This is a genomic window from Cupriavidus sp. GW821-FHT02F09, assembly GCF_059421605.1.
Map to the genome: position 1 here is coordinate 56728 of NZ_JBWKVH010000006.1, position 21716 is coordinate 78443.

17 protein-coding genes and 1 pseudogene are annotated in these 21716 nt (G+C 63.4%); 8 read left to right on the forward strand and 10 right to left on the reverse strand.

All coding sequences use genetic code 11. From position 1 onward, the window contains the following. Nucleotides 1–79 precede the first annotated feature (79 nt). Nucleotides 80–874, reverse strand: a complete 795-nt coding sequence (locus tag AC07XB_RS09125; RefSeq protein WP_492830591.1) for a TIR domain-containing protein — start codon at nucleotides 872–874, stop codon at nucleotides 80–82. A gap of 293 nt (nucleotides 875–1167) precedes the next feature. Between AC07XB_RS09125 and AC07XB_RS09130 the strand changes: the two are divergent. The 3 genes and pseudogenes from AC07XB_RS09130 to AC07XB_RS09140 all read left to right on the forward strand — a co-directional run bounded on the left by AC07XB_RS09130 (nucleotide 1168) and on the right by AC07XB_RS09140 (nucleotide 4627). Next, nucleotides 1168–1539, forward strand: a pseudogene (locus AC07XB_RS09130) (SgcJ/EcaC family oxidoreductase). Nucleotides 1540–1746: 207 nt separating this feature from the next. Beyond that, on the forward strand, nucleotides 1747–3795 hold the full coding sequence (fusA, locus tag AC07XB_RS09135) for an elongation factor G (RefSeq protein ID WP_492830590.1): 2049 nt from the start codon (nucleotides 1747–1749) through the stop codon (nucleotides 3793–3795). 28 nt (nucleotides 3796–3823) lie between these two features. Next, entirely contained in the window at nucleotides 3824–4627 is an 804-nt protein-coding gene (locus AC07XB_RS09140) for an alpha/beta hydrolase (RefSeq protein WP_492830607.1), read from the forward strand. On the opposite strand, the gene AC07XB_RS09145 is transcribed toward AC07XB_RS09140, so the two are convergent. The 3 genes from AC07XB_RS09145 to AC07XB_RS09155 form a co-directional block, all read right to left on the reverse strand. Next, on the reverse strand, nucleotides 4624–7542 hold the full coding sequence (locus tag AC07XB_RS09145; RefSeq protein WP_492830589.1) for a bifunctional diguanylate cyclase/phosphodiesterase: 2919 nt from the start codon (nucleotides 7540–7542) through the stop codon (nucleotides 4624–4626). The genes AC07XB_RS09140 and AC07XB_RS09145 overlap by 4 nt on opposite strands. After that, nucleotides 7539–8774: an ABC transporter substrate-binding protein gene (locus tag AC07XB_RS09150; RefSeq protein ID WP_492830606.1), complete on the reverse strand. Its 1236-nt coding sequence runs from the start codon at nucleotides 8772–8774 to the stop codon at nucleotides 7539–7541. The genes AC07XB_RS09145 and AC07XB_RS09150 overlap by 4 nt, the downstream gene beginning before the upstream one ends. Nucleotides 8775–9251: 477 nt before the next feature. Beyond that, nucleotides 9252–10172, reverse strand: a complete 921-nt coding sequence (locus tag AC07XB_RS09155) for a LysR family transcriptional regulator (protein ID WP_492373810.1) — start codon at nucleotides 10170–10172, stop codon at nucleotides 9252–9254. Between the two features lie 121 nt (nucleotides 10173–10293). Between AC07XB_RS09155 and AC07XB_RS09160 the strand changes: the two genes are divergently transcribed. Next, on the forward strand, nucleotides 10294–11529 hold the full coding sequence (locus AC07XB_RS09160) for an MFS transporter (RefSeq protein ID WP_492830588.1): 1236 nt from the start codon (nucleotides 10294–10296) through the stop codon (nucleotides 11527–11529). 13 nt (nucleotides 11530–11542) lie between these two features. Here AC07XB_RS09160 and AC07XB_RS09165 read toward each other — a convergent pair whose 3' ends face one another. The 6 genes from AC07XB_RS09165 to AC07XB_RS09190 all read right to left on the reverse strand — a co-directional run bounded on the left by AC07XB_RS09165 (nucleotide 11543) and on the right by AC07XB_RS09190 (nucleotide 17257). After that, on the reverse strand, nucleotides 11543–12133 hold the full coding sequence (locus tag AC07XB_RS09165; RefSeq protein ID WP_492830587.1) for a DUF429 domain-containing protein: 591 nt from the start codon (nucleotides 12131–12133) through the stop codon (nucleotides 11543–11545). A 265-nt stretch (nucleotides 12134–12398) separates the two neighbouring features. After that, the gene (locus tag AC07XB_RS09170; protein WP_494752794.1) at nucleotides 12399–12668 is read right to left on the reverse strand and encodes a tannase/feruloyl esterase family alpha/beta hydrolase; all 270 of its coding nucleotides are present in this window, start codon (nucleotides 12666–12668) and stop codon (nucleotides 12399–12401) included. Next, nucleotides 12665–12844 carry a hypothetical protein gene (locus AC07XB_RS09175; protein ID WP_492830586.1) on the reverse strand — a complete coding sequence of 60 codons (180 nt, stop codon included), beginning with the start codon at nucleotides 12842–12844 and terminating at the stop codon, nucleotides 12665–12667. Before AC07XB_RS09175 ends, AC07XB_RS09170 begins: the two co-directional genes overlap by 4 nt. Nucleotides 12845–13126: 282 nt before the next feature. Further along, nucleotides 13127–14491 carry a gallate dioxygenase gene (locus AC07XB_RS09180; RefSeq protein WP_492830585.1) on the reverse strand — a complete coding sequence of 455 codons (1365 nt, stop codon included), beginning with the start codon at nucleotides 14489–14491 and terminating at the stop codon, nucleotides 13127–13129. A gap of 9 nt (nucleotides 14492–14500) precedes the next feature. Beyond that, on the reverse strand, nucleotides 14501–15829 hold the full coding sequence (locus tag AC07XB_RS09185) for an MFS transporter (RefSeq protein WP_492812745.1): 1329 nt from the start codon (nucleotides 15827–15829) through the stop codon (nucleotides 14501–14503). A gap of 216 nt (nucleotides 15830–16045) precedes the next feature. Continuing rightward, nucleotides 16046–17257 carry a LysR family transcriptional regulator gene (locus AC07XB_RS09190; RefSeq protein ID WP_492830584.1) on the reverse strand — a complete coding sequence of 404 codons (1212 nt, stop codon included), beginning with the start codon at nucleotides 17255–17257 and terminating at the stop codon, nucleotides 16046–16048. Nucleotides 17258–17435: 178 nt separating this feature from the next. Between AC07XB_RS09190 and AC07XB_RS09195 the strand changes: the two genes are divergently transcribed. The 4 genes from AC07XB_RS09195 to AC07XB_RS09210 are packed head-to-tail and all read left to right on the forward strand — an operon-like array spanning nucleotide 17436 to nucleotide 21527. Beyond that, complete coding sequence (locus tag AC07XB_RS09195) at nucleotides 17436–18575, forward strand: 4-oxalomesaconate tautomerase (protein WP_492830583.1); 1140 nt, start codon at nucleotides 17436–17438, stop codon at nucleotides 18573–18575. A 58-nt stretch (nucleotides 18576–18633) separates the two neighbouring features. After that, the gene (locus AC07XB_RS09200) at nucleotides 18634–19662 is read left to right on the forward strand and encodes an amidohydrolase family protein (protein ID WP_492830582.1); all 1029 of its coding nucleotides are present in this window, start codon (nucleotides 18634–18636) and stop codon (nucleotides 19660–19662) included. 23 nt (nucleotides 19663–19685) lie between these two features. Then, nucleotides 19686–20381, forward strand: coding sequence for a 4-carboxy-4-hydroxy-2-oxoadipate aldolase/oxaloacetate decarboxylase (ligK, locus tag AC07XB_RS09205; protein WP_492830581.1), 696 nt, complete (start codon nucleotides 19686–19688; stop codon nucleotides 20379–20381). 51 nt (nucleotides 20382–20432) lie between these two features. Then, on the forward strand, nucleotides 20433–21527 hold the full coding sequence (locus tag AC07XB_RS09210) for a porin (RefSeq protein WP_492812755.1): 1095 nt from the start codon (nucleotides 20433–20435) through the stop codon (nucleotides 21525–21527). Nucleotides 21528–21716 lie beyond the last annotated feature (189 nt).

Sequence of the window (21716 nt, forward strand, 5' to 3'; positions counted from 1 at the left end):
GCCGCCACCCCGTCAGAAAACGCGGACGCCTTGTGTGAATCTCCTGTGTCGAGCGCTTGTTATCTATGTCCATTTAGATTTACTGCGAGAACTCGCGTCGGAGAGTGGCCAGCACCTCACCAAAGGTCTCCTTGATTTTTCCCTTGGAGAAGCGGATGTACTGCACACCTTGCACATTCGAAAACTCCTCGACCGCCTCTTCCAGCAGCAGAATTGCTCGAGCGAAGCCCAGCCGACCTTGAAAGAGGCCTGCCTCGTGAATGACGTTCTGACGAGCTCTTAATTCGCCATCGGCCTGCTCATCTTCGCCGGTCAAGACGAGAAGCGCAAATGAGCTCCTCTTGATCATATCTTCGAGAATGTCCCGGATTGTGTGACCCGCACGAGCGCCCGTTTCGTAGGCCTCAATGTGAATACCATGTTTGTCTTGCAGGTGATCCTTGAGATCACGCCACATGGGACTGCGACCATGACCGATAAAGACCACTGGCGGTGAAGTTTCGGGTACAGGTACGGGTGCCGGTGGCAGCTTTGACTGAGCCGCGTGCTTCTCGAAGACCTCGAACACCGCCACGATATCAGCGCGAGAGGGTGCCCTCATGTTTACATTGGTGTTCTGTTTCGAATAGAAAACAGTGAGATCAAAGCCATTCCCGTAAATCGAGAAGGATGCGTCACCAAAAAAGCTCCGGAAATCTGCAAAAAACTCATCAACGCTGTCGTAATGCCAGATCGAGTCGCCGTGATCGACGGATAGTTGAGTAAGGTCGACTGCCACCTTGGCCGCCGCTGCCCTGGCCATTACTGCGCTCATAGCTTCGCGCAACACTTCTACGCTGAACCTAGTGTCGACGTATTTCTTTTCTCTTTTCACCGAGTGGGCTCCTGAGTGGCTTGACTTTGATTGTGATCGTGGCGACCAAGGGCGAGGGCAAGCTCTTTCGCTCGAAGTAGCGTCGGATATGATTTTAGCGGATGAGGACGAGCGCAACTCGAGCGCGCCGGTCGGAACGCCCGATGCTCATTCGCAAACCGACGGCAGCGAGCAAATCTGAGTGGCCGTGCGTGGCCGATGGCGGTAGCTGCCGTCTATTCGCAGTGTTTCGACGGACTGCCCTGGCTTGACCCTTACAGGAGCAAGAAGAATGACCCCAGAACGAAAGCGCCATCCGCGACGTAGTCAACACATGGTTCACCGCCACCAAATCCGGCGACCTCCCCACAGTCCTGGACCTAATGACCGACGACGTCATCTTCATGCTCCCCGGCCAGCCGCCCTTCGGCAAGAAGGAGTTCGCCGCAGCCTCCGAAGGCATGAAGAACGTCCAGATCGACGGCACCTACGACATCCTGGAAGTCCTAAGCAACTAGGCCCACCTCCGCAACCACATCCGCATGACCGTCACGCCGCCTGACGGCAGCCCCGCCATGCACCGCTCCGGCTACACGCTCACCATCCTGCGCAAAGACCCCGACGGACGCTGGCGACTCACCCGCGACGCGAACCTGCTGGCAGCAGAAACCGCAGCGACCCCGTGACGACGGCATCGCCAAGTGAATCTCAGGAACGAACCAGTCATTGCGCAGCGCACCATAAAAAGAGACTCCTGCACCCAGCCCCCCCTCCCCGCACCCCCACCACCCACACCGTCCCCACCCCACCCCAGATCCGGATTCACCCCACATGGCGTTCCCACCCCATATCGCCAATAATGATCTCACTGCCATTGCCGGACGAGGGCGACCATGCTTTATAGTCCCGATGCAATTCGTACCGTCGCCCTGCTGGGGCACGCGGGGTGCGGCAAGACCTCCCTGGTGGAGGCGCTGCTGCACAAGGGAGGTGCGCTGCACATGCCTGGCAGCGTGGAGCGCGGCACCACGGTCTGCGATTTTGATCCGCTGGAGCGCAAGTACCACCACTCGCTCACCACCGCGGCGGCCCACCTCCACTATCGAGATACCCGCATCTACCTGCTGGACACGCCCGGCTATCCGGATTTCTCCGGGCTGTCGATGAGCGCCCTGGCGGCGGTGGAGACGGCTGCCATCGTCATCAACGCGCAGACGGGCATCGAGATGACGACGCGGCGCATGATGGCCTGGGCGCAGGCGCGCAAGTTGTGCCGGATGATCGTGGTCAACGGCATCGACAAGGAGAAGGTGGATCTGCCCAAGCTGCTGGCCGATATCCAGGAGGCGTTCGGCAAGGAGTGCTTGCCGATCAACCTGCCGGCGGGGCGCGGCGGCGAGGTGGTGGATTGTTTCTTTAACCCGGCTGGCGAGGCGGATTTCCTGTCGGTGGCGTCGGCGCACGAGGCGCTGGTGGATCAGGTGGTGGAAATCGATCCGAAGCTGATGGAGTTGTATCTGGAGCAGGGCGAGCAGATTGCGCCGGAGCAGTTGCATGCGCCGTTCGAGCGGGCGCTGCGCGAGGGCCACCTGGTGCCGATCTGCTTTACTTCGGCGGCCAGCGGGGCTGGTGTCGCGGAGCTGCTCGATGTGTTTGTGCGGCTGCTGCCGAACCCGGCCGAGGGCAATCCGCCGTTGTTCTATCGTGATGCGGGCGAGCGCCGGGTGGCGATCCGCGCGGAGCCGGTGCCGGACAAGCATGTGCTGGCGCATGTCTTCAAGATCACGATGGACCCGTATCTGGGCAAGATGGCTGTGTTCCGCATCCACCAGGGCACGGTCACGCGCGACAGCCTGCTGTTTATCGGCGATGCGCGCCAGCCGTTCAAGGTGGCGCATCTGCTGATGCTGCAGGGCAAGGAGCGCGTTGAGGTGCCGCAGGCCGGGCCGGGCGATATCTGCGCCGTGGCCAAGATCGATGAGATCGCCTTTGATGCCGTGCTGCATGATGCCAGCGAGGACGGCAACATCCACCTGGCCCCGCTCGATTTCCCTACCCCGATCTACGGCCTGGCGATCGAGCCGGCGCGCCGCGGCAACGAGCAGCGCTTGTCGGAGGTCCTGCAGAAGCTTGGCGCGGAAGACCCCTGCCTGCGCATCGAGCACCCGGCGGGCACCAATGAGACGGTGATGCTTGGCCTGGGCGAGCTGCAGCTGCGCTGCGCGCTGGAGCGCCTGACCGGCCAGTACAAGCTGGAGGTGGTGACGCGGCCGCCGAAGATCGCTTATCGCGAAACCATCGGCGGCAAGGCGGAGGGGCATCATCGCCACAAGAAGCAGACGGGCGGCGCCGGCCAGTTTGGCGAGGTGCAGCTGCGCGTGGAGCCGCTGCCACGCGGCGCGGGCTTCGAGTTTGTCGATGCGGTCAAGGGGGGTGCGATTCCGGGCCAGTTCATTCCCGCTGTGGAAAAGGGCATCCGCCAGGTGCTGGAGAGCGGGCCGCTGGCGGGCTTTCCGATGCAGGACGTGCGCGTGACCGTGTTCGACGGCAAGAGCCATTCGGTGGATTCTAAGGAGGTGGCTTTCGCGGCTGCGGGGCGCAAGGCCTTTATCGAGGCCGTGCTCAAGGCGCGGCCGAGCGTGCTGGAGCCGATCGTGGATATCGAGGTGACGATGCCCGAGGCGGCAATGGGCGACATCATCAGCGACCTTTCCGCCAAGCGCGGCCAGGTGCGTGGCACGCGCACCGCGGCAGGCAACAGCGTTCTGGTGGCGGGACAGGTGCCGCTGTCGGAGTTGAACGACTATCAGTCGCGCCTGAACAGCATCACAGGCGGCCACGGCAACTACACGATCCAGCTCAGTCACTATGAAGCCGTGCCACCCGCCCAGCAGCAGGTGATGGCGTCGCAGCATAAGGCGCATGGCAACGGCGTGGACTGAGAGGCGGCCGCAATGCCGCGATGCCGGGATGGGCATCGCGGTGAAGACTGCCGGGCTTGCGCTATGGCTCGGCTGTCTTCTGCCGTGCCCTGCCCTTGCGGCGCTGCAAGACCAGTTCCTGTATTTTCCGGCCAAGGCGGCGTTGCCGGAGTTGCTTGCTGGCGGGCTGAAGGCGTGGCCGTCTTCGCAAGACTTCAAGGGCTTGGTGGCCGAGCCCGCCGGGCCGGTACGTGCCACCGCGATTGTGTTCCATGGCAATGCCGGACATGCCGGCCACCGTCGAGCCTACGCCGCAGCGCTGGCGCCCCAGGGCGTGCGCGTGATTCTTGCCGAGTACCCGGGCTACGGACCGCGCCCGGGGCCGTTGGGCGAAGCCAGCCTGGTGGCCGATGCCGAGCAGATCATCGCGCAGGCCTATCGCCAATACGGCGCCCCGCTGCTGGTGATCGGCGAATCGCTGGGGGCTGGCGTTGCGGCCGCGGCCGCAGCGCGCCAGCGGGACAAGACAGCAGGCCTGATGCTGATCACGCCGTGGGACACGCTGCAACATGTTGCTGGCTACCACTATCCCTGGCTGCCGGTGTCGTGGCTGCTGCGAGACCGCTATGACAGCGCGGCCAACCTGGCGCGGTTCGACCGGCCGGTTGTGGTGGTGGTTGCGGAGCGCGACAGCATCGTCCCGGCGCGCTTTGGCGTGGCGTTGCACAAGGGGCTGATAGCGCCTCGGCTATTGTGCGTACTGCCTGATGCCGAGCACAACGATTGGTTTGGGCGGGTGGACGGTGGCTGGTGGCGCGATGCCGTTCGATTTTTGCTCGGGGGTTCGGATTAAATCGTTTCCTCGACATTCGGCCATACCCGCACCTCAAACCGATCGGGCGGAACCGGCTCCGAATACAAATAGCCTTGGGCAAAATCACAACCCACGGCGACGAGGAAATCGCGTTGCTCCGTCGTCTCCACGCCCTCGGCAATGACCTTCAATCCCAGCTTATGAGCCAGCATGACCATGGCCTCGCAAAGCGCCTGATTGTCGCCGTCGGAGCCGAGGTTCTGCACGAATGAGCGGTCGATCTTGAGGTAATCGATGTCGAAGCGCTTGAGATAGGCCAGGGACGAGTAACCGGTGCCGAAGTCGTCGATCGAGACGCCGATTCCCGCATCGCGGAAGGTCAGCAGCTTCTTGTTCAGTTCAGCGTCCAGCAGCAGGCCCTCCGTGATTTCAACCACCATGCTCTGCCCCGGCATCCCTTCCCGCATGAGATAGTCGGACCATTGCGCACAAACCTGGCTGTCTTGCCGAATCTGCATCGGCGACATGTTGACGCTGATCTGGAAAGACGGATGGAATCGGTTGCGCCATTGACGGGCCTGATGCACGGCCTGCTTGAACACCCAATCCCCGATCGGCACGATGAGCCCCGTGTCTTCGGCCAGCGCAATGAAATCCAGCGGACTGATCGTGCCGCGCTCAGGGTGCAACCAGCGGATCAGGGCCTCGGCTTTGCGGATTTCCCCTGTCGCCAGGTCAACGATGGGCTGGTAGTAGACCTGGAACTGCCCGCCAGGCAGGGCGGCGCGCAGATCGCTGGTGAGACGCAGGCGCTTTTCCGCCGCCACGCGCAAGTCGGGCGTGAAGTAGTTGAAACGATTGCGCCCGGCGTTCTTGGCCGCGTACATGGCCTGGTCGGCATTCTTGAACAGGACGTCCAGCTCGCTGGTGTCGTCGGGGTAAAGCGTGACGCCGACGCTGGCGGAAATGAAAGCCTCATCCGCGCCGAGCGCGAAGGGCTCGGCCAGCTTGTGGATGATGGCCTTTGCGATGCGTTCAATGCTTTCGGTATCGCCCGTGTTGGGCAGAATGACGGTGAACTCGTCACCGCCAAGGCGAGCGACGATGTCCGATTCGCGCACGCACGAAATGATGCGCCTGGCCGCCTCGATCAGCAGGATGTCTCCTGTGTCGTGTCCCAGGGAGTCGTTGACCTCCTTGAAGCGATCCAGGTCAATCAGCATCAGGGCCATGCGCTGCTCGGAGCGATGCGCCAGGCTGGCTTCGTGCTCGAGCCGGCTGTGAAACATCTGGCGATTCGGAAGATGGGTCAGCGCATCGAAATTGGCCTGTTTCCAGATCGTCGCCTCGAATGCCATCCGGTCCGACAGATCACGCCCCACGGCCAGCACCGAGTTCACCTTGCCCGAGCGGTCGATCTCTGGCGTCAGGCGGATATGGGTGCAGTGTTCCTGTCCATCCCTGCTGACCCATCTCAGCTCCATTTGCCCACTTTTTCCGCTTGCAATGGTTTCGGCTATCTTCTGCTCGTAGATCAGCGCATTGGCGCCGCCGGGGACTTCCGATGGCCGCTTGCCGAGCGACTCGGCTAGGCTGCACCCTGCCGATTTACAGAAGGCGGGATTGGCGTAAGTGCGGCGGAGGTCTCGGTCGTAGCGGGTAATGGTGTCCGGCGAGTTCTCGATCAACGTTCGCGACTCCTGCTCCTTGGTGACGAGCTCCGCGGTTCGCTGGTCGACGGTCTGCTCCAGGGAGGCGTTGATCTCGTTGATCTTCTGGATCTTCTGCTTGATGGCCCCACTCATTCTTTCAAAACGCTGCGCGAGCCGGCCTAGTTCATCCCTGCCGCCAGCATCGGTGCGCGCTGGCGCCGGCGCCTCGGCGCCCGTATCGTTGCCGGTGTCGTGCATCTTTCGCACCAGCTCTCTGAGCGGTGCCGAAATGCTGTGGGAAATAAAGTAGGCCAGGAAGATGGAAAGCAGGAAACCCGAGATGCCAACCAGCACGATCTGATTGCGCACGGACTGTGCCTCCGCCGTCAGTTTCTTTTCCGGGATTGTGCTGACCACGATCCATGTCGTGCCGGGAATGCCTGTGTACGCGGCAAGGTAGCGCCCCTCGCGCTTGTCCTCGAAGTCGACGAAGCCACTGGACTCCCCGTTTAGCCCGTTGCTCGCGATCTTCCTGATCAGGTCGGGCTCGGCCGTCCCGTCGGTGTTCGTGGAAATGCCGTCGGTGCGGACAACCAGCTTGTTGCTGCGGGCATCGAGCACGTAAATCTCCGTTCCGCTCCCCAAGGCGACGTCATTGAAGATGGTCGAGAACTGTTCGGGGCGAATGACCAGGACCAGCGTGCCGATCCGCCGATTGTTGCTCTTGCCGATGATGGCACGCACCATCCCGAGGTTTTGTTGCCCAACACCGTTGTCGTAGCTGCCCCAGTAAGGCCGGCCATTCCGATCGGGCGCCTGCTTGACCAGACGCATCACGCCCCGGGTCAGTTGCGCGAACGCCTGGGTGTCCAGGATCCGGTTGTTCTTGTCGAGCAGGTACTTCTGGTTGATGAAGTCAACCGACCCGTAGTGCTGCAGGAGCAGCCGGGTCATATCCTGGCGTGCCTCGTTCTGCTCCTCTGCGCTGCCATTGACCACGTTTGTCAGCGCATTTTGAACGCGATCGGACAGGACAAGAAGGCTGCTCTCCGTCTCGACCTGCTCCATGCGCAGCGCGATGTTCTTGGAGACCTGCTTGACCATCTCCTTGGAGAATACCTCGGCCTTCTGCTTGATCGCGGCGGTCGACTCTACATACGATATGTAGCCCGAGATCAGTATCGGTATCAGCGACAGCAGGATGAACGCGGTCATCAGCCGGTAGCGAATCTCGACACGGCGCAGCAGGTCCAGCGAGAGATAGGCGAAGGCGCTTCGCAGCGAACCTAGGATTGAGCTCATTTGTAATGCATCTTCGCTTCATTCTTGACGGACGCGTCGAGAAGTTTGGCGGCCTGTCTGGGCGTGATCTTTCTGGTCAGCACTTCCTGCATCAAGTGATGAAGCTGCTCGATCGAGTTGGAGGGTAGAACCGAATAGTATGGGCTGGCGGTCACCGGATAGCGGCTGACCATGTTTGTGTAGTCGACCATCTTCTGATCGCTCACGAGCGTGCCCGCGGCTTGCTTGAATGGGGGGATGTTCTGGCGTTTTCTTTGGAGAATGGAGAAGCCTTTCCCGGCAATGAATTCGAGTAGGCGCATGGCTGCGGCCTTGTTGGGCGTGTCACACACCGCAAACCCGGTTTCGCTGCCGATCACAGGCACCACACGCTTGCCGGGCGCGTTCCAGGGTGGAATAAACACGCCAACCTCGAAAGGGTTGCCGTGCAGCAAATGGCCAGCCGCCCAACTGCCGTGAAAAGCCATCGCGACCTTGCCCTCCTTGAACAACCGTATGCCCTCATCGTAATCCGTCGCCATGAAGGCGTCTTGCACGTAGCCGCGTTGCGGCATCAGCGCAATACTGGCAAAGATATCGGCTACCTGAGGCGTGTTCAGGTCCAGCGTGCCATCGCCGATTTTCTGCTTCCAGGCTGGCTCGCGCGCCACCACGTTGTTGGCAAAGCCAAAGCTGAAGGGGCCGTTGCCGAGCATGTTCGGGAAGCCGCCGCTCCACATGATGGGTGTGAAGCCCGCAAGCTTCAGCTGCTCGCAAACCATCAGGAACTCGTGGAAATTGGTTGGCAGTTCCTTGATCCCAGCTTTCGCGAACAGTGCCTTGTTGTAGTAGATCAGCGTTGTCGCCACGCCGCCGGATATGCCAAAGCGCTTGGATTGGCGACTGGTCCAGTCCCCCTTGAGCGGGCTGAGCATGTTGTTCCATGCCGATGTGGTGCTCACATCTGTCAGGATGCCTTGATCGGCCAATTCAGCCGCATAGGCGTTCGGGTTGACACTCACCAGATCCGGCAAGTTGCCAGAGGCGATCCGGGGCTTGATATTCTCCTCGACCGAATTGCCAATCATGAACTGCACATCCACGCGGACGTCTGGATTGAGCTTGCTGAATTCAGCCGCAATCTGGAGCATCTCCTCCGGCCAGTCTGGCGCCCATATCAACGCGGTAATGGCGGTCCTGGCGGGCACGGCCGCGCCTGGCGAAGCGTTGTCTTGCTGTTGGCAACCGGGCAAGAACAATAAAAGAAGGCTGACCAGGCCCGTTAGCAGGGCGGCAAACCCAATGCGTCGCGCTTGGTGATTCACTTTGCGGATTCGGGATGGATTAGCCGTGCTTCAGCAGGCACTTTTGACGCAGTGGAAAGCGAACCGCTGGAACTTGCATCGCGAAGGAACCGATGGCGAGGCATGGTGGCGTCCGGGCTGCGATGGCTTGCAACGACATCGACGAGCGTGAATGCGCAGCCAACCCACATCGGGAAACGCTTACGACGGCTGGGATGCGTATGTTTGACCATGACAGCAGATCGGGCGAATTGAGGGGGGCGGTGCCTACACTGCATATCGACAACGAGCGCGAATACTGTACCGGGACAAACCCGAATTTCCTCGCCATGACGCGTAGTTTCCGGTATCGCCAGAGCCAGCATCATAGCCGAATGAGCGCGCCTGACTGGGGATTCAACCGGCGGATTGCTGATTGCTGATTGCTCAATGCCTTGTCCCACTTGTCGCACCAGGGCCAACGATGCGCAGCGTTTGCACCACCAGCGAAAACGCCGGCGAGGGCTGGCGCCTGCTGGGGTAGTACAGGTGGTAGCCCTCGAATTTCGGGCACCAGTCCTCCAGCACGCGCACTAGCTGGCCTGCTTCGATATGCTGCATCAACTCATCTTCGGGCAGCAGGGTGATACCCAGCCCGGCCAGCGCCGCGTCCACCTGGGGCTGTGCGGTGTTGAAGATCAGCTGACCATCGACGCGTACGTTCACCCGGCGGCCTCGGCGCTCGAAATCCCAAACGTACAACCCGCCGGATGTGGCCATACGCTGATTGATGCAGCGGTGCGCCGTCAGGTCATTTGGCGTCCTGGGGATGGGGTGAGCAGCAAGATATTCCGGCGAAGCCACCACCGCCAGACGCAACGGTGGGCCGATAGGCACGGCAATCATGTCTTTGTCGATGGTGTTACCCAGGCGTACGCCGGCATCGAACCGGTCAGCCACGATGTCACGGAAGCCGTAGTTCACGTCGAACTCCAGCTTGATGTCCGGATACTCGCGCAGCAGCGGCGTGAGCTTGGGCAGCAAAATGCTGTGTAGCACGTTGTCACCGCAGGTGATGCGCACGGTGCCGGCGGGCTTCTCGCGCAATTCGGTCAAGGCATCGAGCTCCGCCTCGATCTCGTCGAAGCGATGGCCGATGGCCTGCATCAGCCGTTCGCCCGCTACGGTTGGTGAAACGCTGCGCGTGGTGCGCGTGAGCAGCCGGATCTGCAATCGCTCCTCCAATCCGCGAATGGTCTGGCTCAGGGCCGATTGCGTCACACCCAGCGCAGCAGCGGCACGGGTGAAGCTGCCTTCGCGCGCCACGGTGACGAAGGCCAAGAGATCGTTGAGGTTGCGTCTGGCCACGGCGCAGTCTCCCAAGGCATATTCAGTAGCCTAGCTTATATCCCATTTAAGTATTCATTAGCTAGTCACGGTGGCTTGCGTTCGCGAAGATACAGGGCATGAGAAAGTCAATTTCAATGTCATGACAACGAACGTTTGTACCGCCCCTGCGGGCGAAACCTCCACCCAACGAGAGGCTGGGGAGCAGCCGGCGTTCTGGAGCGGCGTCTTTGCGATGACGCTGTGCGTCTTTGCGCTGATCGCCTCGGAATTCATGCCCGTCAGCCTGCTGACGCCCATGGCTGCGGATCTCCATGTCACCGAGGGGATGATGGGGCAAGGTATCGCGATCTCCGGCGCATTCGCTGTGGTGACGAGCCTGTTCATTTCCACGCTTGCCGGCAGCATGAATCGCAAGACACTGCTGCTGGGGCTGACGGGCGTAATGACCCTGTCAGGCGCGGTCGTCGCGATGGCTTCGAGCTATTTCACCTACATGGCAGGCCGTGCGCTCATTGGCGTGGTCGTAGGCGGGTTCTGGTCCATGTCGGCGGCGACAGCCATGCGGCTCGTTCCAGCCAGTCACGTGCCGCGCGCCTTGGCCATCTTCAATGGCGGCAACGCACTGGCCACGGTGGTGGCCGCGCCGCTAGGCAGCTACCTGGGTGCGGTCATTGGATGGCGTGGCGCCTTCTTTTGCCTGGTGCCGGTAGCGTTGATCGCGCTGGCGTGGCAATGGATCAGCCTGCCGTCCATGCGCGTGGAGCCGCGTAGCGCCGGCGCCGGCTCCAGCTCCGGCAACGTCTTCGCGCTATTTAGGAATCCGGTGGTGACCTTGGGGATGCTCGGTGCTGGCCTCTTCTTCATGGGACAGTTCACGTTGTTCACCTACCTGCGGCCGTTCCTGGAAACGGTGACGCGGGTTGGCGTATCCGCGCTCTCGCTCATTCTGCTGCTGATCGGTGTTGCAGGCTTCATCGGCACCGCGCTCATCGGCACGGTACTCCAGCGGCGCTTCTACCAGACGCTGATTGCCATACCGATCTTGATGGCGGCCATCGCCGTGGCATTGATCGCTTTTGGAGGCTGGATGACTGCCGTCGTTGCACTCCTGGGTTTTTGGGGGCTGGTTGCCACCGCAGCGCCCGTAGGATGGTGGGGCTGGGTGGCCAGGACATTTCCGCAGAACGCCGAGGCCGGCGGCGGGCTGATGGTGGCCGTTGTCCAGCTTGCCATTGCCATAGGCTCTACCGTGGGGGGCTTGCTGTTCGACAGCAGCGGCTACCAAAGCACCTTCGAAGCGAGCGTAGCCCTGTTGCTGATCGCAGCCTACCTGACTTTTCTGACATCACGCGCGGAGGCGGCGCGGACCGGTTGATCGATGCACCGTATCAGAGTTGTCGCTGTGGAAACCAGTAGTGGGCGGGTGAGCCCGCCGGAAAAAAAGGCGAGGATTCGGACAGCGCGAGATCGTGCCAGCCGTCGACGGAGATAGCCAATGCATACGCGGCAAATGCGGCAAGCGCCGCGTCCCTCGTGTGTTCCATCACGCCTGACAAATCGCGGCTCTCAGCAAACTTCCTTGCCGCCTCGCACACCTTCAGAAGCGCCTTCGGATGGGCTTCAGTGACGGCTGTCTCCGGCCAGAGCTGGGCCACCATCCTTGCGATCAGAATGCCTTGCGCCAGGCAGGCGCCCCGCAGCGAATTGACGTGCGCGACAGTGCCACTGTGTCCGCCCGCGGCGCGAACCAGCTTACGCACCTCTCTATCGGCCCGCCGGTCTTCTGTGGGTACCCAGAAAAGGGGGGCATCGATGCCCACGGCAACCGGTGGCACCTTGATAACCTTCGTGACATCCTGGAATGCCTCTTCGGCATGGCTGGCGACGCCGCCTACACAACTTGTTGCGCCATGGTCAAAGGTGACGACGCACCATCCGAACGCACTCTTTCCTCCTGGATCAAAGCCGACAAATTTCATGGGTACGTAGCTCTAGTGAGAGAGGGCCATAGTAGACCATTGCCGAGGCTGGCCACTGCGAGTGGGCATTTTGAGTAGATTTCACGGCCAAGGGCACTACCAGTAACCGATGGAAAGCTGTGAGCTTGCGGCCGATCCTGGCAGCGAATCGATCAGATTTGCGGCGCTATTGCGCGCCTAGTCACATAGCGCCGTACATGCGCTTTCCATCAAAAAGCAGGGGTAGCCACCCCGGCCCACATTGCATGGGCCAGCCCCTCCCCGCTTAACTAGCCCTCACCGTACCAGTAAAGTTAGCCGCGTCATTCTGCTGCGCCTGCGTCGGGCTAGCCGGCCCGGTGTACTTCGGATACGTGCCGTACAGGCAAATCGGCCGCGTACGCCCATTGGTAGCCGTGGTCGTGGTGCCTGAGTTGCCATCCGTAGCCACCAACTGCGTCGGCACCGTGCCATTCACCACCCACGTATCCAATGCCGCCAGCCAGTCCGCTCTGCTCTGGAACTGCCCGCTGCCGTGACCAAAGCCGGGGATCAGGTAGAAGCGGGAGAACGGAACATCAGCATCTTGCCGCCCTTGGCGCGGAACGCGTCGAGGTCGACGTAGCTGGCATCGAGCAGCTCGCAGACCTGGACGATGCGGTTCTGCCAGGCGCTGGGCTGGAAGCCTTGGATGGAGTCGATCGACAGGTTCTTGGTGATGATGTAGCGCACCGTGGAATTTTCTGGTTGCTTCTGACTTTCGTGTGGGTACTGCATTCGGGTGCGAGCTGCCGGAAGCAATGCGCTGGTTTGCACCCCTCGCCCATGAAATGGGAGAGGGGACGGGGGAGAGGGGAGCTACGGCAGCGCTGGATTTGGCCCCGCGATGAATCGACCCACAGGAAAGTCTGAAGCACCATTATTTAGGCAACAGCAGACCTCACCGTGCGAAAGCACGGCGGGGGTCAAAACGCAGGGAAAGCGAAAAGGAAGCGGCCGGCTCGGCCGCTAGCTTTAGTCTGGCTTGGCGGCGGGCGCCGCTGCGTCTGGTTGCTCGGCTGGGCTTTGCCAGGCGTCGCCCAGACCGGCTTTAGCGGATCTGGCGGCTTTGGCAGCTGCCCCGCTCACCGAGTAAAGCGCACCCGGCGCGTTGCGGGTCTTCTGGAAATCCGCCAGCGTTTCGCCACGCATGGCGGCGTAGATATGGAGGTTAGAGACGCCGCTGACGGCGCCTAGCTTCTCCAGCAGGAAGAAGATCACGCCGTAATGGATCATCCCGCGCCAGTCGCGCTGGGTGATCATATCGCGTTCCTGCGCGGTGAGCCCGGCTTCGTCGTACGTGGCGGCCGGCTCAGCCAGGAAGCGCACGCGGAAGTCCGGCTGCACCAGTTGATGCAGGTAGCGGTTGATGCGATAGGCTCGCACGCTGGTTTCCAGCGTGAAGGGATAGGTGCCTTCCAGCGCTTCGATGCCGCGCAACTGGTGGCCGATATGCTCGCGCTGGCGTTCGGCGCGCGCTGCGAGGCGCTCGGGATCGGTGCAGGCTTCGTTCTCGTAGACGGCTACCGCGATGCCGGTCATGGATGGCAGGTAGTAGTCGCGATGGATGCGGTGCATGCGGTTGGACATGGCGCCGCGCATGATCATCCACATCACCACCTCGGCGCTCTCGAAGCCACCCAGCCTGGCGTAGTCGGCGTGCGTCATCTCCAGCAGCGCCTCGGGGTCGGATTCGAACAGGTCCAGGAAGCGGTGATCCCACGGCGTGTTGTTGAATCCGGCGCGCTCGCCGTGCACCTGATGCGAGAGCCCGCCGGTGGCCACGATGGCCACGCGCAGGTCTTCCGGGTAGCTCTCGATGGCGCGGCGCAGCCCCTGCCCCAGCTTGTAGCAGCGGCGTGCGGACGGCGCCGGGAACTGCAGCACGCCGACTTGCAGCGGGACGATCTTGACCGGCCAGCCGTCGCCATGCGGCAGCAGGACAGACAGGGGCGAGAAGCAGCCGTGGTCGAGTGCCTTGTCCTGGAAGAAGGACATGTCGAACTCATCGGCCATCAGCGATGCGCCGATGTGCCGGGACAGCCCGGCATGGCCCCCGATGGCGGGCAGCGCGCGCGGGCCACCGCCTTCATCGGCGGCGGCGTAGGACTCGCCGATGCCCAGCGCGAAAGCGGAGTAGTGATCGAAGAAGAAGGATGTCACATGGTCGTTGTAGACCATGACCAGGACATCCGGCTTGGCAGCGGCCAACCATTCACTGACCGGCGCGTATGCGGCAAAGATCGGAGCCCAGGCGGGATCCTGCTGCTTGCCCGCATCCAGCGCGAAGCCGATGGTGGGCGTGTGGGATGACGCGATGGCGCCGATGATAGTGGCCATGTTAAAGACTCAGGCGAGTGCGGCGCGTTGCTGCACCTTGGTGGAAATGATCGATACTGCGGCCAGGGTGGCCGGGATGGCAAGGATGGCGATGACCGCGCTGAAGCCCCAGCCCAGGCTGAGCAGCACGCCGCCAGCCATGGACCCGGTAATGCTGCCAAAGCGGCCAATGCCCAGCATCCAGCTCACGCCCGTGGCGCGCACCGGGGTGGGATAGCACCCGGGGGCGAAGGCGTTCAGGCCGGTCTGCGCGCCGCTCATGCACAAGCCCGCCATCAGCACGTAGAAGGCAAACAGCGTGGAGCTCACATTGCCCGAGGCCAGCAGCAGAATCCATGCGGCGCCGCAGACGTAGGCCAGCGCGATGACCTTGTTGGCGGCGCGGCGGTCCATGTAGAACCCGACCACGAGTGCGCCTACCGTGCCGCCCAGCTGGAAGAGCGCGGTGAGGTTGGCGGCGCGCTCAATCGGCAGCCCGGCGTCCTTGATCAGGGTCGGCAGCCAGCCGCTGAGCAGGTAGATCACCAGCAAGCCCATGAAGTAGGTGAGCCAAAGGGATAGTGTGATGCCGCGATAGCCTGACGACAGGAGCGTGCGCACGGGTTGCGAAGTGGGCACCGGTGGCTCGCTGATGGTGAACTCGGTGTTGTCCGCGAAGCTGCCGCCGCACACGCGGCGCAGCGTGCGGGCGATTTTCTCCGGGGCCGCTTTGCGCACGACCATGAAGCGCACGGATTCCGGAATCAGCAGCATGTAGATCGGCAGGCAGGCCAGCGGCAGCGCGCCGCCCACCATCAGCACCGTGCGCCAGCCGTAATGCGGCAGCAGCGCGGCGGCGCCGAAGCCGACCAGCGCGGAGCCTAGGTTGAAGCCAGTGAACATGGCGGCCAGCAGCGTGCTGCGGGAGCGTTCCGGCACGTATTCGGAGAGCAGCGTGGTGGTGCTGGGCATGGCCGCGCCCAGGCCGAGGCCGGTGAGAAAGCGCAGCAGCGACAGCGTCACGATGCCGTCGGAAAACGCGCTCAGCAGGTTGAATGCGCCGAACAGCGCGATGGAGCCGATCAGCAGCTTCTTGCGGCCGAAGCGGTCGGACAGCGGGCCCACCAGCAGCGCACCGATGGCCAGGCCGAGCGGCGCGGCACTCATCACGATGCCGAAGCTGGCCCGGGAGATGCCCCACTCGCGCGTGATGTCCGGGGCGAGGAAACCCATGATGGCGACATCCATGCCGTCTGTGGCGACGATCAGGAAGCATAGGCCGAGCAACAGCCACTGGTAGCTCGACATTGTTCGATCATTGATATGGGCTCGGATATCGAGCCGGGGCCGTGCAGTCATGCCGTCTCCTGGTGAACCCGAACGCGGGCTCTTATCGTTCATCTGACTAATGGCCAGAATCGCCATGCTGGGGGTGCACGCCAGCGCAACGTTCATGGCAAGGCTAGTCTACGATCCGGGCGGTCTGCCTGTATTGCTTTCGGCTGGTGGGGCGTTGCCTTCTGCTTATCGACACCCGGATGGCTGAGGGCTCGGGCATGGGCTGCGGCGTGGACGCTAGCGCCAGGCCGCGCTGCAGGCGCGCAGCTCGGCAAGCAGCGCAGCCGCGCCGGGCGAGAGCCGGGCGCCCGCCCGGGTCGTGATGCCGATGGGGCGGCTCACGCCGGGGATGGGGAGATCGAGCACGCACAGCGATCCTTGCTCTATCTCATAGTGAAGCTGGTGGGCGGATAAGGCAGTGATCATCTCGCCACGCAACAGCAGGCCGCGCAGCAGGGCCAGGTCGCCGGTTTCCACGAAGGGTTGCGGCAAGGGCCGTCCCTGCTGCACAAAGTAGCCGTCCAGCGCTTCACGCAGCGGTGAGCGGGCACGGGAGAGCACCCACGGATAGGCCTCGACATCGCGCAGGGTGAGCCGCCGTTTAGAGGCCAGCGGATGGGCGGCGCTGGCAATCAGCGCCATGCGGTCCTCGAACAGCGGCTCAATGGTCAAGCCCTGGGCGGAACCCGGCCGCAGGGCGCCAAGGATCAGGTCGATGCGCCCGCTGAGCAGCCCTGCGGTCAGCTCCTCATAAGGGCTTTCCAGCGAGCGAAAGCGCAGGCGCGGGTGGCGCGCGTGGAGTCCGGCGATGGCGGCTGGCAGCAGTTGCGTGCGCCCGAGTGGCAACGCGCCTACCGTCACCACGCCCTCCAGCACCCCGCTCAGCGCGGCAACGTCAGCCTTGATATGGCGCAGCTCCGCCAGCACGCGCTCGAACCGCACCATCCAGCGATCGCCCACGTCCGTAGGAATCATGCCGCGCGCGGTGCGCAGGAACAGCGGCTGCCCGAGTATCTCCTCCAGCCGCGCCACCGCCTGGCTGACCGCGGATTGCGAAATGCCAAGCACCGCGCCCACGCTGGGCATGTGGTGCGCCTCGGCCAGCATGGTGGCTACCTCCAGCCGGCGCTCGTTGTACAGGGATTCGAGGCTGGCGACGGCGCCGCCATGCCGGCTGCGCAGCCGCATGGCTTCGTCGCGGACCTCTCTGAGGATGGTGTCGATCTGCTGCACGCGCAGCAGCACTTCTTCTCCGGCGCGCGTGAGCAGCATGCCGCGCCCTTTGCGCTCGAACAACTCCACCTCCAGGCTGGTCTCCAGCGCGGCAACCGAGCGCGCGATGGCCGAGGAGGCGCGGTGCAGCGTCTCGGTTGCGCGCCGCACGCCGCCTGCGGCGGCCACGCCGGCAAACACATAGAGGTGATGCAAGCTGATCGGGGAGAGATCCATCGGGTGCCTGAATGTCGCTGGCGTTGTGCTTTCGTTGTGCCGTCGTTGGTGCCTTCGTGGTGCCTTCGTTTCGCCAAGCCAATAAGAAGATTGGAACACTGGCCGGGTCAGAAGGCAACCCACCGCAAGGGCTATGCGCCAATACTCGCCCATCATCGACGTACGCGGATCGTGTTCCATGAATGACCTCATCGCTTCGGATCTCGTGCCGGTACCGTGCATCCTGATGCGCGGCGGCACGTCTCGCGGCCCGTTCTTTCTGGCCAGGGACCTGCCGGCGCAGAGCGCTGCGCGGGACCGCGTGTTGCTGGCGGCTATGGGCTCGCCGGACCCGCGGCAGATCGACGGCCTGGGTGGCGCGCATCCGCTGACCAGCAAGGTGGGCATCGTGGGGTGCGGCGTGCCGGGCGAGTCGGACCTGGAGTTCCTGTTTGCGCAGCTGCAGCCCAGGACGGATACGGTGGACACCACGCCTAACTGCGGCAACATGCTGGCTGCCGTGCTGCCGTTCGCGGTGGAGTGCGGCTTGCTCAAGCCATCTGGCGATGTCACCCGCGCCAGGGTGCTCACCCGCAATACCGGGATGGTGTGCGACATCACCATGCGCACGCCCGGCGGCAAGCCACACTACGCGGGCGATGCACGCATCGATGGCGTACCCGGTACGGCCGCGCCCATCGTGATCGATTTCCTGGATACAGCGGGGTCCGTCTGCCCTGCCCTGCTTCCCAGCGGCAACGCGCTGGACCGGTTGACGGTGGGCGTCGATGCCACCGGCCAGACGATTGCGGTGGATGCCACGCTGATCGACAACGGCATGCCGATGGTGCTGCTGCGCGCCTGCGATCTCGGGCGCACCGGTTATGAAAGCGTGCAAGCCCTGAATGAAGACGAGCCTCTCAAGGCCACGCTGGAAGCCTTGCGCCTTGAAGCAGGACATCGCATGGGCCTGGGCGACGCCACCGCAAAGAGCTATCCCAAGATGTGCTTGATCGCCCCGCCGCGTGCCGGCGGCAGCCTCACCACGCGCTGCTTTATTCCCCACGTGTGCCATGAGGCCATCGGCGTGCTGGCGGCCGTGACGGTGGGCGCTGCTTGCGTCCTGCCCCATACGGTGGCGCAAGGCATGGCCGAGATCCCCGGCAGTGGCCCGGTCCATGCCATCAGCGTCGAACACCCCACCGGCGAGTTCACCGTCGAGCTGGAGACCGATCCCACGCGGCCAAACACCATCGCGCGCAGCGCGCTGGTGCGTACCGCCCGACCCATCATGCGTGGCGAGGTCATGATCCCCGCCGCCGCATGGCCTGCCAACTGAACGTGCACGCCTGGCACACACCTCGCAAGCACCTAGCACGCACCTAGCACACGCATCCATGATCATCGATTGCCACGGGCATTTCACCACCGCGCCGAAGGCGCTGGAAGACTGGCGCAAGCAGCAGATCGCCAACCTCGGCTCGCCCAGCCTTGGCCCCTGCGCGTCGGACCTGCATATCAGCGACGCTGAGCTGGTCGACGCCATCGCCTCCAATCAGCTGCGGCTGATGCAGGAGCGCGGCTCCGACCTGACCATCTTCTCGCCGCGCGCTTCGTTCATGGCGCACCACGTTGGCAACTTCGAAACCAGCGCCACATGGTCGAGCCTGTGCAACGAACTCTGCTACCGGGTCGCGGAACTGTTCCCGGATCACTTCGTGGGTGCGGCCATGCTGCCGCAGTCACCGGGCGTGGATACGCGAACGTGCCTGGCCGAGCTTGAGCGTTGCATTGTCGAATATGGGTTCGTAGGCGTGAACCTGAACCCCGATCCCTCGGGCGGCCACTGGACCTCGCCGCCGCTGTCTGACCCGTACTGGTATCCCATCTACGAGATGCTGGCCGCGTATGACGTGCCGGCGATGATCCACGTCAGCACCAGTTGCAATGCCTGCTTTCACACCACCGGCGCGCACTACCTGAATGCCGACACCACCGCGTTCATGCAATGCCTGACCAGCGATCTGTTCAAGCGGTTTCCCACGTTGAAGTTCGTGATTCCGCACGGGGGCGGCGCGGTGCCTTATCACTGGGGGCGCTTCCGTGGCCTGGCGCAGGAACTGAAGCTCCCGGAGCTTGAGACGCATCTGCTCGGCAACATTTTCTTCGACACATGCGTGTATCACCAGCCGGGCATCGACCTGCTCACGCGCGTGATTCCCGTCGACAACATCCTGTTTGCCTCCGAGATGATTGGCGCGGTACGCGGCATCGATCCGCGCACCGGCCACCACTATGATGACACGCGCCGCTATGTCGACCAGGCGAGCCAGCTCACGCCCGAGGAACGGCACAAGATCTTCGAGGGGAATGCCCGCCGGGTGTACCCCCGCCTGGACGCCCGGCTCAAGGCCCGCGGACTTTGACATTGAGAACGTAAGGAGACTGTATGCATCCCGCTCAAACCCAGCTTGGCGTGGTCCGGCGCCAGATCGAACGGGCGCATCCCGATGCGGTAGCCCGCCTGTCCCGCTTCGGCGTGGCGACCGTGCACGAAGCCATGGGCCGTCTTGGCCTGATGAAGCCGACCATGCGCCCGGTGTACGCAGGCGCAGCCACTTGCGGCCCGGCCGTCACGGTGCTGCTGCAGCCCGGTGACAACTGGATGCTGCATGTGGCGGCGGAGTTGATCCAGCCCGGCGACGTGGTGGTCGCAGCCTGCACGGCAGACAGCACGGATGGCTTCTTCGGCGATCTGCTGGCCACGTCCTACCGGGCACGTGGCGCCAAGGGCCTGGTGATCGATGGCGGCGTGCGCGACGTCAAGGACCTGACCGCGATGGGCTTCCCCGTGTTCAGCCGCGCGGTGCACGCCAAAGGCTGCGCGCGCGCCACGCTCGGCTCGGCCAACGTGCCGGTGGTGTGCGCGGGCGCCTTCGTCAATCCGGGCGACGTGGTGATCGCGGACGACGACGGCGTGGTGGTGGTGCCCGCGGCCTTGGCCGCGGCAGTGGCCGAGGCTGCCGAAGCGCGCACGGCCAACGAAGCCGCAAAACGGGAGCGCTTCGCCGCGGGCGAGCTGGGACTCGATATGTACAACCTGCGCGACGCCCTGGCCCGCGCCGGACTGCAGTACCTGGATTGAGCCAACCGCCCGCAACCCGCGGGCTCTGATAAGAAGAAAGGAGGAGTCAACATGAGAAAGCTGCGCCCCTTAGCGCTTGCCTTGTTTTGCGCGCTGCCGGCTTTGGCCTCGGCCCAGTCCGTCACGCTGTACGGCGTGGTCGATACCGGTGTCGAGTACGTGAACCACATCGGCGCCGCCAGCAACAGCGTCACGCGCATGCCGAACCTGAGCGGCACGGTGCCGTCGCGCTGGGGCCTGCGTGGCACCGAAGACCTTGGCGGCGGCTTGAAAGCGAACTTTGCACTGGAGTCCGGCTTCGGGGTGGACAGCGGCGCGACCAACCAGGGAGGGCGGTTGTTCGGGCGCCAGGCATGGGTGGGGCTGAGCAACAACTGGGGCCAGATCAGCTTTGGCCGGCAGTACACCATGCTGTTCTGGGCGATGCTGGACTCCGACATCCTGGGGCCGAACGCCTATGGCTCCAGTTCGCTGGACAACTATTTCCCCAACGCGCGCGCCGACAACGCCGTGGCCTACAAGGGCAAGTTTGGCGGGCTGACGGTGGGCGCCACGTATAGCTTTGGCCGCGACACGGTCAATGCCGGGCCGAGCCCGTCGGGCACCAACTGCGCCGGCGAGAATGCCGCGGACAGCAAGGCTTGCCGTGAGTGGTCTGCCCTGCTGCAGTACGAGACCAACTGGTGGTCCGTCTCCGCCGCGTACGACTCGCTGCGCGGCGGCCCCGGCGCGTTCGCCGGGCTGACCAACAGCAACCTGAAGGATGACCGCCTGGCCCTGGGTGGCTATGTGCTGGCCGGCAACGCCAAGGCGGGCCTGGGCTGGGTCGCCCGCCGCAACGAGGCGCTGACGGCGTCGCGCAGCAATTTGTTCTACGGCGGCGTGTCCTATGACGTCACGCCCACCGTGAATGTCGCGGGCGAGCTGTATTACCTGAAGTACCGCAACAGCGCGGACAAGGCGTGGTTGGGTGCCCTGCGCGCCAGCTATGCGTTCTCCAAGCGGACCTCGGTGTATGCCACGGCTGGCTATATCGCCAACGGCGGGCAATCGGCGCTGTCGGTAAGCAGTGCGGGCACGGGCACGGCGCCCGCGCCGGGCGGCAAGCAGTTGGGCTCGATGGTTGGCATCAAGCACATCTTCTGATGCGGCGAATGCCCCCGCGCCATGCGGGGGCAACCCCGATCACCGGCGTCAGCCCGGATGACCGCCCTCAACTGGGTAAGCAGTCTCATCGCGCATCCGCCGGCAAAGTCCTATCCTTTGTCAATGACGTGCCGGACGCATCGCGCGGCCGGGCTGGCATCATGGCCATCAGCACGTTCTCAGTCACGG

Bases quoted from the DNA above. Each gene is read 5' to 3' on its own strand.
- fusA (WP_492830590.1), top strand. From the start codon at position 1,747: ATGCTTTATAGTCCCGATGCAATTCGTACCGTCGCCCTGCTGGGGCAC.
- AC07XB_RS09140 (WP_492830607.1), top strand. From the start codon at position 3,824: ATGGGCATCGCGGTGAAGACTGCCGGGCTTGCGCTATGGCTCGGCTGT.
- AC07XB_RS09145 (WP_492830589.1), bottom strand. From the start codon at position 7,542: ATGAGCTCAATCCTAGGTTCGCTGCGAAGCGCCTTCGCCTATCTCTCG.
- AC07XB_RS09160 (WP_492830588.1), top strand. From the start codon at position 10,294: ATGACAACGAACGTTTGTACCGCCCCTGCGGGCGAAACCTCCACCCAA.
- AC07XB_RS09165 (WP_492830587.1), bottom strand. From the start codon at position 12,133: ATGAAATTTGTCGGCTTTGATCCAGGAGGAAAGAGTGCGTTCGGATGG.
- AC07XB_RS09180 (WP_492830585.1), bottom strand. From the start codon at position 14,491: ATGGCCACTATCATCGGCGCCATCGCGTCATCCCACACGCCCACCATC.
- AC07XB_RS09185 (WP_492812745.1), bottom strand. From the start codon at position 15,829: ATGACTGCACGGCCCCGGCTCGATATCCGAGCCCATATCAATGATCGA.
- AC07XB_RS09190 (WP_492830584.1), bottom strand. From the start codon at position 17,257: ATGGATCTCTCCCCGATCAGCTTGCATCACCTCTATGTGTTTGCCGGC.
- AC07XB_RS09195 (WP_492830583.1), top strand. From the start codon at position 17,436: ATGAATGACCTCATCGCTTCGGATCTCGTGCCGGTACCGTGCATCCTG.
- AC07XB_RS09200 (WP_492830582.1), top strand. From the start codon at position 18,634: ATGATCATCGATTGCCACGGGCATTTCACCACCGCGCCGAAGGCGCTG.
- ligK (WP_492830581.1), top strand. From the start codon at position 19,686: ATGCATCCCGCTCAAACCCAGCTTGGCGTGGTCCGGCGCCAGATCGAA.
- AC07XB_RS09210 (WP_492812755.1), top strand. From the start codon at position 20,433: ATGAGAAAGCTGCGCCCCTTAGCGCTTGCCTTGTTTTGCGCGCTGCCG.